Below are 14159 nucleotides of genomic sequence, written 5' to 3'. Positions count from 1 at the left end.
GTTGAGATCAATCATTCAAGGAGCTTTCCGCAACAAGGCGGTTATCGCCATTCTGGTCGTCATGGTGCTCGGGCTCGGCATCTTCAGCTATTGGAAGCTGCCTATGGAGCTGCTGCCGGAGGCGGACAATCCGCAAGTGACGGTCAGCGTCATCGGGCAAGGCTATGACGCCGCCGCGATGGACAGCCTCGTGACGAATCCGCTGGAGCAAGCGGTAGCGGGCGTGAAGGGCAAGACGAACGTCTTCTCGACTTCGGGAGACGGCTATTCCCAAGTGAATTTGAATTTTGACGCGAAGACGGACATGAAGGAAGCGAAGGAAGAGGTTGAGCGTGCGGTCAATGCGGTGCCGCTGCCGGAGCGGGTATCTCCGCCTTATGTGGTCCAGTTCAACACTTCGATGATTCCGGTCTCGTACATCTCGCTGGCATTTGAGGAAGGGACGACCGACGCTCGGAAAGCCCAGATCGAGCGGCAAGTCGTCGATGCGTTCCGCGCCATCGACGGCGCAGGCGACGTGCAGCTGGCGGGCAATGCTTCGCCTTCGATCGCGGTGACGCCGGACATCGCTAAGTTGGAAGCGAGCGGTATTCCGCTTCAAGCATTGTACGGGGTCTTGCAGGGCCGCGAAGCATCGGCCTCGGTCGGACAGACGTCGCTGGATGGGACGGTCGTTAACCTGAGCGTCGATTCGGCGAATTTGGAGGATGTGGAGTCGCTCCAGAATCTGCCGGTCGCTCCCGGCGTCAAGCTGAGCGACGTGGCGAACGTGGAGCTGCGCGAAGACAAGGAGAGCGTCCTGCGCATCGACGGACAGGACGCGCTGGAGTTGATCGTCTCGAAGGCGGCGAACGCCAACGCCGTCAGCGTCGGCAAGGAAGTGCAGAAGACAGTCGACCGCTTGAACGAGGAGGTCCCGGATGCGAAGGTGGAGGTTCGCATGAACACGTCCGAGAACATCGTCGGCTCCGTGAACAGCATGATGCGCGAGGTGCTGATGGGCGCTCTGTTCGCCACGATCGTCATCCTCTTGTTCATGCGCAACATCCGGGCGACGGCCGTGACGATTGTCTCGATTCCGCTGTCGCTCGCGCTGACGCTGTACCTGCTGGATCTGTCCGGCATCTCGCTGAACATCCTGACGCTCGGCGGCGTAGCCGTCGCAGTCGGACGGCTCGTGGACGACAGCATCGTCGTCATCGAGAACATCTTCCGCCGCCTGCAGAAGGAGCCTTTCTCGATCGACCTGGTCATCGATGCGACGAAGGAAGTGTCTCGGGCGATCACCGCCTCTACGCTGACGACGGTAGCTGTATTCCTGCCAATGGGGCTGTTGCGCGGCTCGCTGCAGTCGTTCTTGCTGCCGTTCGCGCTGACAGTGACCTATTCGCTGCTGTCGTCGCTGCTGGTCGCGCTGACGGTCATTCCGCTCATGAGCGCGGGCATGCTGCGGAGATCGCGCATCCATGAGCACCAGCCATCGAAGCGGTTCGGCTCGTTCCTGCATTGGAACCTGCGCCACAAGTGGGTGCCGCTGCTCGTCGCCCTCGCGCTGCTGGTTGGCTCGATCGGCACTTACTTCTCGATGCCCAAAGGCGCGGTTGACGCTTCCGGCGCGATGAGCGTTGACGTGTCGCTCGAATACAAGCCGGATACGCCAGCGGATGAAGTGCTTGCGAACGGCAAGAAGCTGGAGTCCTTCCTGATGGAGCAGGAGGGAGTTGATTGGGTCGCGATGAGCATGGGCAACAGCGCAGACGCGGCGAAGTACGGCGGCGTGCAGTCTCCGACGCTGGTCTCTTATATGATGATGCTGGCGGAGGATGGAGATGCTCAGAAATTGATCGATACGATGAAGTCTGAGCAGCCGCAATATCCTGAAGCGGAGCTGACGGCAAGCTTCAGCTCGTTCATGGGGGGCGGTGGTCAATCGGAGATCTTCGTGGACGTCTCGGGAGACGATCCGGAGAGGCTGACGGCAGCCGCGAACGAAGTGATCGCGAAGATTAAGCCGATCCGGGATGTGCTGAAGGTCGAGAGCAATCAGGAGGAGCTCAAGACCGTCTACACACTGCAAGTCGATGCGACGCAGGCGAGAGCATCCGATATCGCTTCGCAGCTGCAGGCAATGCTCAATCCGGTGCCGATCGGTTCGGTAACGGTACAAGGTCAAGCAGTGCCGGTTATGCTGCAGCCCGTTCTGACCCCGCAGACGGAGAGCGACCTAAGCGGCCTCACGTTCTCGACGGACGCAGGTCCGCGTCCGGTATCGGACTTCGCCGAGTGGGTGAAGGAAGAGAAGCCGACCCAGTTCTACCACAAGGACGGCAAGAGCTATATTCGCGTCACCGCAACGGTAGAGCCGAGCCAGCTGTCCATCGTCGGCGGCAAAATCACGGAAGCGCTGAACGATGTTACGCCTCCGGACGGCGTTCAGCTGTTCATCGGCGGCGCGTCGGCCGACCAATCGGCAGACTTCGCCAGCCTGTTCGTCATGATGATCGTCTCGATCGGCATCGTCTACCTGATCATGGTCGCGACGTTCAAGACGCTGCGCGCCCCGATCGCGATTCTGGCCACGATTCTGTTCGTGCCGATCGGCGCGGTGCTTGGCTTGATCATCTCCGGCATCACGCCTGACTTCACGGCGATCTTCGGCGTCGTCATGCTGATCGGCGTCGTCGTGACGAACGCGATCGTGCTGATCGACCGCGTGAAGCAGAACGAGGAGCGCATGACGATTCGTGAAGCGCTGCTTGAGGCGGCAGGCACGCGGATGCGGCCGATTCTGATGACGGCCATCGCGACCGTATGCGCCATGCTCCCGCTCGTGTTCGGCACGTCGGAGAGCGGCAGCATCGTCAGCCAGAGCCTGGCAATCGTCGTTATCGGCGGACTGGTCGTGTCGACGCTGCTGACGCTGGTTATCGTGCCTTGCCTGTATGAGCTGCTGTTCTACCGCAAGTCCCGCCGTCAGCGTCTAAACGCGAGATTGCAGGAAGCGGAGGCAGCGGAACAGGTCGCGGCTGGATTGAACTAGAGACAAAACCCGCGAGCGGCGGCATAGGTGCGGCATACCATTGGTTTAAAATAACGGAACGCGGTTCCTCTATTACAGAGCACAATACCGCTCGTAGGCCCGATAGAGGAACGCCGTTCCGTTATTCGCCGCATTCTCACAAGCAGCTAACTAAAATCGCGTAAACAACGGAACACCATTCCGTTATCATGCAGAAATTGGCCATCCATCCTGCAGATAACGAAACGGTGTTCCGTTAAGCTATCTATTCGGTGTCGGAATCCGAAGACGGAGCTTGAGCCGGTGTCAGGGATCCGTAGCTGCAGCTTAAACTGGCGTCCGGAGCTGGAGCTGGAGCCGGAGCCTGGAGCCGGCGTCATAAGCCGGAACTCTGAGCGCGGAGCCGGTGTCCGGAGCTCGAGCTGCCGCCGGGCCAATCATCGGCGGCTTAAGCCTGCGCCATCTTGTACAGCGGCAGCAGCGTCGCGAACACCGATTCCGCCTTGCGCAGCAGGGCGTCTCCATTCTCAAGCAGCGGATCGCCGCGGCGAATGTGAACGCCGCACGTCAGCTCCGACGCCTTCACGGAGCCAAGCCGCTGGAACAGCGCGGCAAGCTCGTCGTCGGACAGGTCGCCGTGCACGGAGCCGGTCGGTACCATATGGTCCTTCGACCAGACGTAATGCGGCGGCACCGCTTCGCGGATCGAAGCGAGCTCGCGCGCTGCCCGCTCCGCGAAGATAGTCTTGTTCGGGCATTCGTAGATAATGGCGAACTGAATGAATAAGTGCGTCGACCACAGGCCGATCTGGTAATGAGGGAACGCCTTGTAGCCTCTCGCGCTCGGCGACCACGCTACCCACGTGTCGTCAGGCGGATTGACGGAACGCCGCGCGTGCTTGGCGACGTGCGGATAAGTGTTCTCGCCGGTCAATCCGGCCAGGACGGGAGCGAGCGCATCGCCCAGTGCGTGCAGCTTCGGGCGCACGGTGCCGATAATCGCTTCCATGCGGCCCTCCAGGCCGGGAACGCTCATGGCGTTAAAGTCTTCGTCCGTGAGACCGGTGAAGACGGACGGTGCAGCTAATGTCATTTTCGAATCACCTCGGGTGTTGTTGTCGATTGTCGGATGCCGTCTGAGGATCCGCGCGTTCGGAAGGCTGTTCGACCTTAAACCTTTCCTTCACTATACGGGATACGACAAAAGAAGCCAAGCCGGCAGTACCTGAAAATAGTCAAGAAACCAAGTTGCCATTACATATGATGGAGTATAAGATAGAGGTAAGATCAAATATTCTGAAGATTCGGTCAACAACTCGAACCATGCGTATTCGGCAGGAGGGAGGGGATGGCCGTGAACCGGAGCCACGAGGTTGAATATTGCAACTTGGAGCTGCGATTCGACCGAAGGCAAATTCAGAGCTTCATCCGGGAGCTCATCTCGGAAGGGTACTCCCTGTACTGGAACGAGAGCGAGCATCAATTCCTCATCTCCGTGCGGACCGGCCGCAAGCTGCTCAAGCTGAGATTCCAGCGCACGCGCAATCGCTACAAGATGGTTGGCAATTATATCGTCAGAGACGAGAGGCTGGCGCAATGGATCGAGAGGCTGATCAACGACTCCCGGGGGCATGCCGTCGTCAAGAGGTTTAAGGACCGTCAGGTGCTGATCGAGAACATCATGTTTGGCGAAATTATTCGTCTCGTGGAGGTGTCGGGCATGGAACATCGGATCATCTTCCAGAAGCGTCCCCAAATCACGGTAGAAGATATGGTTCAGGCGTTCAAGTCGAAGAGGGCCGAGCTGCGGGCGGGAGTCCTCCGTCTTGAGATCGATTACGAGCTCGCGGTTCTCCATGAGGCTTTGCAATTAGGGCGCACGGAAGAAGCCGAGGCGAGCAAGAAGCGTCTTGAAGGAATGCGTACGGAGATGCTGTTGTTGGAGTTGTAGCTGCAGCGTGAATAGATGGGCTGGCCAAGGCGTCCTTCGGGACGCCTTAAGTGTGCGCTGTTTGCGAAGCGGAAGGCAATTCCACCGGTGAAAATAAATCGAGCCGCCCGTTCGGAGTCCAGACTCCGGCGGGCGGCTCTTGCTTGGCGCGATTCAGCGGGCTCGGACGCCAGCGGAATCAGTGGCCTGCAGCCGATCACGCCCATCAGGCCGACGCTCGATCCGCCGTACACGAGCGAGATGCCTCTCGCAGCAAGCTCTCGCCCCAATGCGCAGGCGGCCTCCTTATAGATCTCGGATGCTCCGTTGCTGGAGCTGCAATATACGGCAATGCTTCGCATGTTGTCTCCCCCTTTGGCCCCAATGTAGCGCAATTCAAGTTCCTTGTATCCTTAGGGTTGCCAGAACGTGCCATATCATGGGCGCTGACGCCTTCCGGAGCAATCATGAAAGTTCGATGAAGTAGGTTTTCATTCGGGGGCAAAAAGAGTACAATAGCCGTATTGTGAAAAATTAGCACAAAAGGATGGGGCGAACTATGTCAAAAGCACACATTGGCGTCGTCGGCATGGCCGTCATGGGACGCAACCTTGCTCTTAACATCGAGAGCCGGGGATATACGGTAGCGGTCTACAACCGTTCCCGAGAGAAGACGGACGATCTGCTGAACACGGACGGCAAAGGCAAGAATCTCGTTCCTGCCTACACCGTAGAAGAATTCGTAGCATCGCTTGAGAAGCCGCGCAAGATTCTGATCATGGTCCAAGCCGGCTCCGGCACGGATGCGACGATCCAATCGCTGACCCCTCATCTGGATCAAGGCGATATTATCATCGACGGCGGCAACGCCTTCTTCCCCGATACCCAGCGCCGCAGCCGCGAGCTGACGGAGCAAGGCTTCCACTTCATCGGCACCGGCGTATCCGGCGGCGAAGAGGGAGCGCTCAAAGGCCCTGCGATCATGCCGGGCGGCCCGAGCGAAGCGTACAAGCTGGTCGAGCCGATTCTGACGGGCATCTCCGCGAAGGTGAACGGCGATCCATGCTGCACTTACATCGGACCGGACGGCGCCGGCCACTATGTCAAGATGGTGCATAACGGCATTGAATACGGCGACATGCAGCTGATCTGCGAAGCTTATCAATTGCTCAAGGACGTGCTGGGCTTGTCCACGGATGAATTGCACAGCATCTTCACCGAATGGAATAAGGGCGAGCTTGACAGCTACCTGATCGAGATCACCGCTGACATCTTCTCGAAGAAGGATCCGGAGACGGGCAAGCCGATGGTCGACGTCATTCTCGACTCCGCCGGCCAGAAGGGCACCGGCAAGTGGACGAGCCAGAGCTCGCTTGATCTCGGCGTACCGCTGTCTATCATTACCGAATCCGTATTCGCCCGCTTCCTGTCCGCGATGAAGGAAGAGCGCGTGGCTGCGAGCAAAGTCCTCAAAGGACCGAAGACGTCCGCGTTCCAAGGCGATAAGGCCGCCTTCATCGAGAGCGTCCGCAAAGCGCTGTTCGCCAGCAAGATCTGCTCGTACGCTCAAGGCTTCGCGCAGATGCGCGCGGCTTCCGAAGAATACAATTGGGATCTGCAGTACGGCAACATCGCGATGATCTTCCGCGGCGGCTGCATCATTCGCGCCCGCTTCCTGCAGAACATCAAGGATGCCTACGATCGCGATGCGGGCTTGCGCAACCTGCTTCTGGACGAATACTTCAAGAACGTCGTCGAGTCCTATCAGGACGCATGGCGCGATGTCGTCGCAACGGCTGTACGCTACGGCGTTCCGGCTCCGTCGTTCGCAAGCGCCTTGGCTTACTACGACAGCTATCGCTCCGAGCGGCTTCCGGCCAACCTGCTGCAAGCGCAGCGCGACTACTTCGGCGCGCATACGTTCAAGCGCCTCGACAAGGAAGGCACGTTCCATCACAACTGGATGGAATCCTAATTCAGAGCGAGCGTGTCCCTAAGCATTGCTCGCAATTGCTCAGTATCTTCGCCGCACAGGCTCTGCCGATGCAGCAGATGCATCGCCAGATTCGCGTAAGCGGCGAAATGCGCAAGCAGCTGTGGCCGATCGAGTCCCGTCCATTCGGGGGCTCCGTCGGCCACTTTCCTTTTAATATAGTCGAGCGCCCAGATCAAATCCTCCCTGCACAGCGGATAGTCAGGGTCCAGCAGATGGCGAAGCGGATCAGGCGCGGCGGGAGCTTGGCGCGTCCTGTCATTCAATGCAGGCTCCATTTCGGATATCACCCTCATTTTTCTAATATTGATAAGGTTCATCTCATCCTTACGGCAGAATGGGCGGATTTATACCTTCACGGTGTTGTGATATGATAGGTGAAGCAATGACGGGGAAGTAGGGATCACGGACGTGAACGATAGAAGCGCGAATCGCAATATTGTTATTGTCGGATTCATGGGAACCGGCAAATCGACGGTCAGCCAGCTGCTGGCGAAGCGCCTGGGATGGACCCGCATCGATACGGATGAAGAGATTGTGAGGCGTGCGGGGAAGAGTATTCCGGACATCTTCGCATCGGATGGGGAGCAGATGTTCCGCGATATGGAATCCCGCGTGCTGAGGGAACTGCTTGAAGAGAGCGGGAGGGTCGTCGCGACGGGCGGCGGTGCCGTGCTGCGCGAAGAGAATCGCCGGAGCATGAGGGCCGGCGGCTGGGTCGTCGCGCTTGCGGCGGACAAGCCGAGCTTGCTCGCGCGGGTGGCCGCCGGCGGCGATGCGGCCGGCAGGCCGCTGCTCGCAGGCGATGCCGAAGCGCGCATCGACGCGCTGCTCGCGGCGCGCCGGCACGCTTACGATTTCGCGCATGCGACCGTCGACACCTCCCGGCTGTCGCCGGAAGAGGTCGCCGAGCTGCTCCTGCGCTGGATGTGAAGCGCCTCGATTACTGATCGTTCCAGGCGAGCATGCCGCCCTGCATGTTGACGATGTTGCCGAAGCCCTGCGCTTCGAGGTACTCGCATACGCGGCCGCTGCGTCCGCCGCTGCGGCAGATGAAGATGACCTCGCGGTCTCTCGGAATATCGGCGAGGCGATCCGGAATCTCGCCCATCGGAATGTGGATCGCGCCGTCGATCATGCCTGCGGCGACCTCTTCGTCTTCGCGGACATCAATCAGGATCGGCTTCTCGCCGGCATCGAGCCGCGACTTTAACTGATCGACCGTAGTCGTTGCATAGCTCATACAACTTGCTCCTTTCCTATATCCAACTGCAATCATCATAATGAACCGGCTGACAGACTGTCAAATCGGCATTCGCCAGCTAATCGATATCCGCATCATTCATACATAAGACGAAGGAGAGTTTACGGAATGGATATGATCGTAACGCCGACCGGCAGGCTGCAAGGCGAGATTCAGGCATTGTCTTCTAAAAATTATACGACCCGCTATCTGCTCGTCGCGGCGCTAGCGGAAGGGACCAGCACCATCATGTACCCGGCGCATAGCGAGGACAGCGATGCGCTGAGAAGATGCATTCGCGATCTGGGCGCGGTTGTCGAAGAAGACGATGAGAAGATCGTCATTACCGGCTTCGGCCGCCATCCGTTCCCGGCCAAGGAGTTGAACGTCGGCAACGCGGGAGCCGTGCTCCGCTTCCTCATGGCGGTCGCAGCTCTCCTGCCGGAAGTGACCTTCGTCAACGTGTATCCGGACTCGCTCGGCAAGCGGCCGCATGACGATTTGATCACGGCGCTGCAGAGCATGGGCGTAGAGGTCGAGCACCGCAGCGGCCGCCTGCCGATCACGATCCGGGGCGGCAAGCCTCGCGGCGGCAAGATTCAAGTGTCGGGCAGCGTCAGCTCCCAATACTTGAGCGCGCTGCTGTTCTTGACTCCGCTGCTGGAGGAAGACAGCGAGATCGTAGTGCTGAACGACCTGAAGTCCAAAGTCGTCATCGGCCAGACGCTCGAGGTGCTCGCGCAAGCGGGTATCGCCATCGAAGCGTCCGAAGACCTGCTGCATTACCGCATCCCTGGACGACAGCGGTATAAGGCGCAGACGTATGTCGTTCAAGGCGACTATCCGGGCTCAGCGGCCATTCTCGCGGCTGCCGCCGTCACGGATTCCGACGTGACCGTTCACCGTCTGCTGGAGGACAGCAAGCAAGGCGAGCGGGCTGTCGTGGACGTGCTGAAGGCAATGGGCGTGCCGCTGACGCACGAGAACGGCATTGTGCGCGTGAAGGGCAACGGCAAGCTGGTCGCCGGCGAATTCGACGGGGACGAGTTCACTGACGGCGTTCTCGCCATAGTTGCGGCGGCCGTGTTCGCCGAGGGCACTTCGCGCTTCTATAACGTTGAGAATCTGCGTTACAAGGAATGCGACCGCATCACCGATTACTTGGCGGAGCTGCGCAAGGCAGGAGCGAACGTCGAGGAGAAGCAAGACGAGATCATCGTCCGCGGACGCCCGGACGGCGTCGAAGGCGGCGTGGAGATCGACGCGCATATCGACCATCGCGTCATTATGGCGCTTACGGTTGTAGGCCTGCGGTCGAAGCGGCCGATTCGCATCAAGGACGCGCATCACGTCGCGAAGTCCTATCCGAACTACTTCGATCACTTGAAGGCGCTTGGCGCGCAAGTGGAATGGGCAGAGTAAGCTGGGCTGAGCAGGTTAGGCTTGCAATCCCATACTTAAGAGGAGGCTGGTTAGCATGGCTTTCGAGAATCCTTCGCGCGAACAGATCAAGGAGATGCTGCTGAACGCGGACACGATTGCAGTAGTCGGTTTGTCCGACGATCCTTCCAAGACGTCGCACATGGTGTCGGCGGCGATGCAGCAGAAAGGCTACCGAATCATTCCGGTTAACCCGAATGCCGATATCGTGCTCGGGGAGAAGAGCTATGCGTCGCTTCGGGATATTCCGGAGCCGGTCGACATCGTCAACGTGTTCCGCCGTCCGGAGCATACGCCGCCGATTGCCGCGGATGCGGCTGCCATCGGCGCGAAGGTGCTCTGGCTGCAGCTCGGCATCGCGAACGCGGAAGCGGCGCGTATCGCCCAAGAGGGCGGCTTGACCGTCGTTATGGATCGGTGCATCAAGGTGGAGGACTCGATCCTGCTGCCGGAGGGCAAGGCGCGGAAGTAATGAATGTCACGCTGGTTCTTCCAGGAGATACCCCATTGTCTGATGCATGACACTGTCACTTCGCAGAGCCCTCCTCTAGCGGATCAGTTATTTCGTTTGCAAACCAACTCCCCCCGAATGTGACGCTTATGCGCAGAGTTAATTCGTTCGCCGACTAACTCGCTCGCTGGCGGCCGTTTGAGCGGGGAATTGTTTTGTTTGTAGGACTAATTCTTGTTGAAAGTTACGTATTTGCACGGAATTGTTTCGTTTGCCGACCAACTTGGCCGAAGACTCCCAATCTGGCGCAGCGGTTTAACTCGACGCGTCCGGAATGTTTTGACAAGGAGCGCCTAGAGGACTTAACATCGAAGGAGAAGGAGGCGTTCAGGCTCATGTTCGGTTTGGGCTATCTGCAACGGCTTGGCCGGGCGCTTATGCTGCCGATGACGGTGCTGCCCGCAGCCGCAATACTGCTTATGCTGTCGCGCCTGCCATGGAGCGCTCTCGGCTGGCCGACGGCTCCCGAGCTGTTCTATGCGGCCGGCATTGCCGTTTTTCAATATGTCCCATACGTGTTCGCAATCGGAATTGCGCTCAGCATGGCCGGCCAATCCGTATTCGCCGGTATGGCTGCGCTGACAGGCATGATCATCTTCACGACGGTTACCCATACGTACGATCCGGACGGCGTTCAGCCTTCAATGTTCGCAGGCGCGGTGATCGGTCTTCTGTCGGCGTTGGCGCATGAGAGATTTAAAGCGCTGAAGCTCCCGGAATCGCTGCAATTTTTCGGCGGCTCGCGATTCGTGCCGATCTTCATGGCCGCCGTGTCGCTGCTGTTCTCTTGGGTCATGATCGAGGTCGGCGGGACGCTCGAGGCGCTGATTGCCCAATCGGGCCATCTGATCGGGGAGGCCGGCGGCTTCGGCGTCTTCCTGTACGGCTTCCTGCACCGGATTCTGGTGGCTTTCGGATTGCATCATCTGCTAAATCATCTATTCTGGTTCCAGGTTGGGGAATACCAAGACCCTATGGGCAATGTCTTCTTCGGCGACATGCCGCGGTTCTTCGCCGGCGATCCGACGGCGGGCGGCTATATGGCCGGCCTGTATCCGATCATTATGTTCGCGCTGCCGGCGATCGCCTTCGCGATCATTCACGAGGCCCGCGAGGATCTGAAGCCGAAGATCGCGAAGCAGTTCCGCGTCGCGGCGTTAACTGCTTTCCTTACCGGAGTGACAGAGCCGGTGGAATTCGCATTTCTATTCGTCGCGCCTTACTTGTTCATCGTTCATGCGATCATCTCCGGCGCTGTCATGTGGATCACCTACGAGCTTGGCATCCGCGACGGCTTCAGCTTCTCCGCAGGCGCTCTCGAATATGTCATCAATCTGCCATTGTCGCAGAAGGGCTGGATGATCGTTCCGCTCGGGATCGTTGTGGGCATCGTCTATTACGTTCTGTTCCGGCTGACGATCCGCAAGTTTGAGCTGTCGACGCCCGGACGCGAAGACTCGACCCGACTGGACGACTGGGCCGGCGATATACCTTACCGCGCGCCGCTCATTCTGCAAGCGCTCGGCGGCAAGGAGAATATCGTGCGGCTGGACGCATGCATTACGAGGCTGCGGCTAACGCTGGGGGAAGACAAGCGCGTTGATTCCGGTTCGCTTCGCCATCTTGGGGCGGCAGGCGTCATCCACCTTGGAGGCGGCCATGTTCAGGTCGTCTTCGGAACATATTCCGAATTGATTCGCGAGGAGATCGCGAAGCTGATGCAGCAGGACGTTCATCAGGTGCAATTCCATGCGCCGGTACAAGGCCGGATGATTCCGCTCGAGGAAGTCGACGACCCGATCTTCGCTCAGCGGCTCGTCGGGCGAGGCGTCGCTTTCCTGCCGGACAAAGGCGAGCTTGTGGCTCCGGTTGGAGGCACGATCATTCATCTGTACCCTACCAAGCATGCCGTCGGGATCGAGACGAAGGAAGGACTTCACGTGCTGCTGCATATCGGCATCGACTCTTCGCAGCTGAAGGACGTCTTCATGTCATTCGTCTCTGAAGGCGAAGAGGTCAGGCCGGGGCAGCCGCTCATTCGATTCAATCTGCCCAAGCTGAAGAAGGGCGCGAAGTCGATCGCGACCCCGATGCTGATCACCAATCCCGACAACGTCCGCAGCTGGCGGTTCGCGCCGTTCGCATCTGTGAAGAAAGGCCAGGCGGCGGTCATGTCCGTCGTCGCCAAGCAGAGAGAGAACAGGGGGGAAGAAGCATGATGATTCAAGGATTGGCTGCCTCGGAAGGCGTAGCGATCGGCAAAGCGTTCGTGCTTCCGAACTGGGAGTGGGAGCTGCCTGAACAGAAGATCGGAGCGCAGGATCTTGCAGTCGAGTTCGAGCGGCTGTACGAAGGCGTGAAGCGTTCCAAGTCGGAGATCCATCAGATCAAATCGGAGATCGACGAATTTGTCGGCTCCGACGAATCCGGCATCTTCGAAGCGCATCTGGCGATTCTGGACGATCCGGTGTTCATGAATGAGATTAAAGGCATCATTCAGCGTCAATATAAAGCGGCCGAAGTGGCGGTGAAGGAAGCGATCGACCACTTCGTCACGATGTTTGACCTGCTTGACGATGAGTATATGAAGGAACGGGCGCTGGACATCAAGGATGTCGGCAACCGGCTGCTGAAGCACCTGCTCGGAGCGCCGGAGATTTTGCTGCCGACGGATACGCAGCCGTTCATCCTCGTCGTCCGCGAGCTGACGCCTTCGCAGCTGATCCACCTGAAGCCTGATGTCGTCCGCGGCATCGTCACGATGATCGGCAGCCCTTCTTCGCATGCGGCGATTATGGCCCGAGCGCTGGGCATCCCGCTGGTCATGGGAGTGGAGAACAAGCTGCAGAAGCCGATCGAGACCGGGGAGCTGCTCATTCTCGACGGAGGTTCCGGCCATCTCCACGTGCGGCCTGCGGCGGACACGGTGCTCCGCTATTCAGAGAGGCAGAGGCTTCTGTTGGAATCGAAGGAGCGCTTGCAGCAGCTGGCGCTTGTGCCGCCGGTGACGCCGGACGGCATGATGCTGGAGCTGGCCGCGAACATCAGCACGCTCAAGGAGCTAGATGCCGTGCTGAGAAGCGGAGCGCATGGCATCGGCCTATTCCGGACGGAATTTCTATATATGGATCGCGGACGCTTCCCGACGGAACAGGAGCAGTATGAGGTTTACCGTGAGGCAGCGGAGAGGCTGCAAGGGAAGCCGCTGATCATCCGCACGCTGGACATCGGCGGCGACAAGCATCTGGATTATCAGGAGATGCCCGAAGAAGAGAATCCGTTCTTGGGGTTCCGGGCGATCCGGTTCAGCCTGAGCCGCAAGGACTTGTTCAAAGTGCAGCTGCGCGCGATATTGCGGGCTTCAGCGCACGGCAATGTGCAGATCATGTATCCGCTGATCGCTTCCGTGGAGGAGGTGCGCGAAGCGAACGGCGTGCTGGCCGAGGCGAAGCGGGAGCTGGCCGCCGAAGGCGTCCCTTACCGGGAGGATGTTCCCACGGGAATTATGATCGAGGTGCCTGCCGCTGTCGCCATCGCAGAGCTTCTCGCCGAAGAAGTGTCCTTCTTCAGCATCGGAACGAACGACCTGATCCAGTTCACGCTCGCGGTGGACCGGATGAACGAGCAGATCAGCCATATGTATGAGCCGTTCCATCCAGCCGTCCTGAGGATGCTGCGCGCCGTCGTCGAAGCTGCGAGCAGCCGCGGCGTACGTGTAGGCGTCTGCGGCGAGCTTGCCGGCGACGTCCGGGCGATCCCGATCTGGCTCGGGCTAGGCATTCAGGAGCTGAGCCTGTCCTCTCAAGCGATCCTCCCAGTGAAGGAGGCGGTGCTGCGCACATTCGCCCAGGAGAGCCGAGGTCTAATGGAGGAGCTCTTCTCGTTGCGAATCGCTTCGGCTATTCGCGAGCGTCTGGAGAGATTCCATTCGGAAGCGGTGCTCGCTGAAGACATCGCGCGTCCCTGAGAATCTCACCGTTGGCTGACATTCATTTTCTATATACATTGCAAGTCGAAGGAGGC

General features: G+C 59.2%; 11 protein-coding genes and 1 pseudogene. 8 read left to right on the top strand and 4 right to left on the bottom strand.

Annotation, left to right across the window (positions count from 1 at the left end):
• Window position 1 precedes the first annotated feature (1 nt).
• Window positions 2–3040 (top strand): efflux RND transporter permease subunit, encoded by a 3039-nt coding sequence (locus H4Q31_RS07965; protein ID WP_185178536.1) that lies wholly within the window; start codon window positions 2–4, stop codon window positions 3038–3040.
• Window positions 3041–3467: 427 nt separating this feature from the next.
• Here the strand turns inward: H4Q31_RS07965 and H4Q31_RS07960 are convergent, their stop codons facing one another.
• Window positions 3468–4112 (bottom strand): YktB family protein, encoded by a 645-nt coding sequence (locus H4Q31_RS07960; RefSeq protein WP_185178535.1) that lies wholly within the window; start codon window positions 4110–4112, stop codon window positions 3468–3470.
• A 261-nt stretch (window positions 4113–4373) separates the two neighbouring features.
• On the opposite strand from H4Q31_RS07960, the gene H4Q31_RS07955 reads away from it, so the two are divergent.
• Window positions 4374–4970 (top strand): YkzI domain-containing protein, encoded by a 597-nt coding sequence (locus H4Q31_RS07955; RefSeq protein WP_185178618.1) that lies wholly within the window; start codon window positions 4374–4376, stop codon window positions 4968–4970.
• 194 nt (window positions 4971–5164) lie between these two features.
• Here H4Q31_RS07955 and H4Q31_RS21590 read toward each other — a convergent pair.
• Window positions 5165–5311, bottom strand: a pseudogene (locus H4Q31_RS21590) (TIGR00730 family Rossman fold protein); the annotation flags it as partial.
• A gap of 197 nt (window positions 5312–5508) precedes the next feature.
• Between H4Q31_RS21590 and gnd the strand changes: the two are divergent.
• Window positions 5509–6924 (top strand): NADP-dependent phosphogluconate dehydrogenase, encoded by a 1416-nt coding sequence (gene gnd, locus H4Q31_RS07950; RefSeq protein ID WP_185178534.1) that lies wholly within the window; start codon window positions 5509–5511, stop codon window positions 6922–6924.
• Here gnd and H4Q31_RS07945 read toward each other — a convergent pair.
• On the bottom strand, window positions 6921–7220 hold the full coding sequence (locus H4Q31_RS07945; protein WP_185178533.1) for a hypothetical protein: 300 nt from the start codon (window positions 7218–7220) through the stop codon (window positions 6921–6923). The two genes, gnd and H4Q31_RS07945, sit on opposite strands and share 4 nt — an antisense overlap.
• A 133-nt stretch (window positions 7221–7353) precedes the next feature.
• Here H4Q31_RS07945 and H4Q31_RS07940 point away from each other — a divergent pair, with 133 nt between their 5' ends.
• Window positions 7354–7875 carry a shikimate kinase gene (locus tag H4Q31_RS07940; protein WP_311771701.1) on the top strand — a complete coding sequence of 174 codons (522 nt, stop codon included), beginning with the start codon at window positions 7354–7356 and terminating at the stop codon, window positions 7873–7875.
• 10 nt (window positions 7876–7885) lie between these two features.
• Here H4Q31_RS07940 and H4Q31_RS07935 read toward each other — a convergent pair whose 3' ends face one another.
• Window positions 7886–8185 (bottom strand): rhodanese-like domain-containing protein, encoded by a 300-nt coding sequence (locus H4Q31_RS07935; RefSeq protein ID WP_185178532.1) that lies wholly within the window; start codon window positions 8183–8185, stop codon window positions 7886–7888.
• Between the two features lie 129 nt (window positions 8186–8314).
• Between H4Q31_RS07935 and aroA the strand changes: the two genes are divergently transcribed.
• From aroA to ptsP, 4 genes are all read left to right on the top strand, one after another.
• The gene (aroA, locus tag H4Q31_RS07930; protein WP_185178531.1) at window positions 8315–9607 is read left to right on the top strand and encodes a 3-phosphoshikimate 1-carboxyvinyltransferase; all 1293 of its coding nucleotides are present in this window, start codon (window positions 8315–8317) and stop codon (window positions 9605–9607) included.
• Window positions 9608–9662: 55 nt separating this feature from the next.
• A complete protein-coding gene (locus tag H4Q31_RS07925) occupies window positions 9663–10097 on the top strand; it encodes a CoA-binding protein (RefSeq protein WP_185178530.1) in 435 nt (144 codons plus the stop codon).
• A gap of 374 nt (window positions 10098–10471) precedes the next feature.
• On the top strand, window positions 10472–12355 hold the full coding sequence (locus tag H4Q31_RS07920) for a glucose PTS transporter subunit IIA (RefSeq protein WP_185178529.1): 1884 nt from the start codon (window positions 10472–10474) through the stop codon (window positions 12353–12355).
• Window positions 12355–14103, top strand: coding sequence for a phosphoenolpyruvate--protein phosphotransferase (gene ptsP / locus H4Q31_RS07915; protein ID WP_185178616.1), 1749 nt, complete (start codon window positions 12355–12357; stop codon window positions 14101–14103). The genes H4Q31_RS07920 and ptsP overlap by 1 nt, the downstream gene beginning before the upstream one ends.
• Window positions 14104–14159: the final 56 nt, after the last annotated feature.

The organism is Cohnella lubricantis (assembly GCF_014212015.1).
Classification (GTDB): domain Bacteria; phylum Bacillota; class Bacilli; order Paenibacillales; family Paenibacillaceae; genus Cohnella; species Cohnella lubricantis.
The sequence above is the reverse complement of the archived record's forward strand: the minus strand, read 5'-3'. Positions and strand labels throughout refer to the sequence as shown.

Coding starts and splice junctions, on each gene's coding strand:
- H4Q31_RS07960 (WP_185178535.1), bottom strand. CDS start 4,112: ATGACATTAGCTGCACCGTCCGTCTTCACCGGTCTCACGGACGAAGAC.
- gnd (WP_185178534.1), top strand. CDS start 5,509: ATGTCAAAAGCACACATTGGCGTCGTCGGCATGGCCGTCATGGGACGC.
- H4Q31_RS07945 (WP_185178533.1), bottom strand. CDS start 7,220: ATGGAGCCTGCATTGAATGACAGGACGCGCCAAGCTCCCGCCGCGCCT.
- H4Q31_RS07935 (WP_185178532.1), bottom strand. CDS start 8,185: ATGAGCTATGCAACGACTACGGTCGATCAGTTAAAGTCGCGGCTCGAT.
- aroA (WP_185178531.1), top strand. CDS start 8,315: ATGGATATGATCGTAACGCCGACCGGCAGGCTGCAAGGCGAGATTCAG.
- H4Q31_RS07925 (WP_185178530.1), top strand. CDS start 9,663: ATGGCTTTCGAGAATCCTTCGCGCGAACAGATCAAGGAGATGCTGCTG.
- H4Q31_RS07920 (WP_185178529.1), top strand. CDS start 10,472: ATGTTCGGTTTGGGCTATCTGCAACGGCTTGGCCGGGCGCTTATGCTG.
- ptsP (WP_185178616.1), top strand. CDS start 12,355: ATGATTCAAGGATTGGCTGCCTCGGAAGGCGTAGCGATCGGCAAAGCG.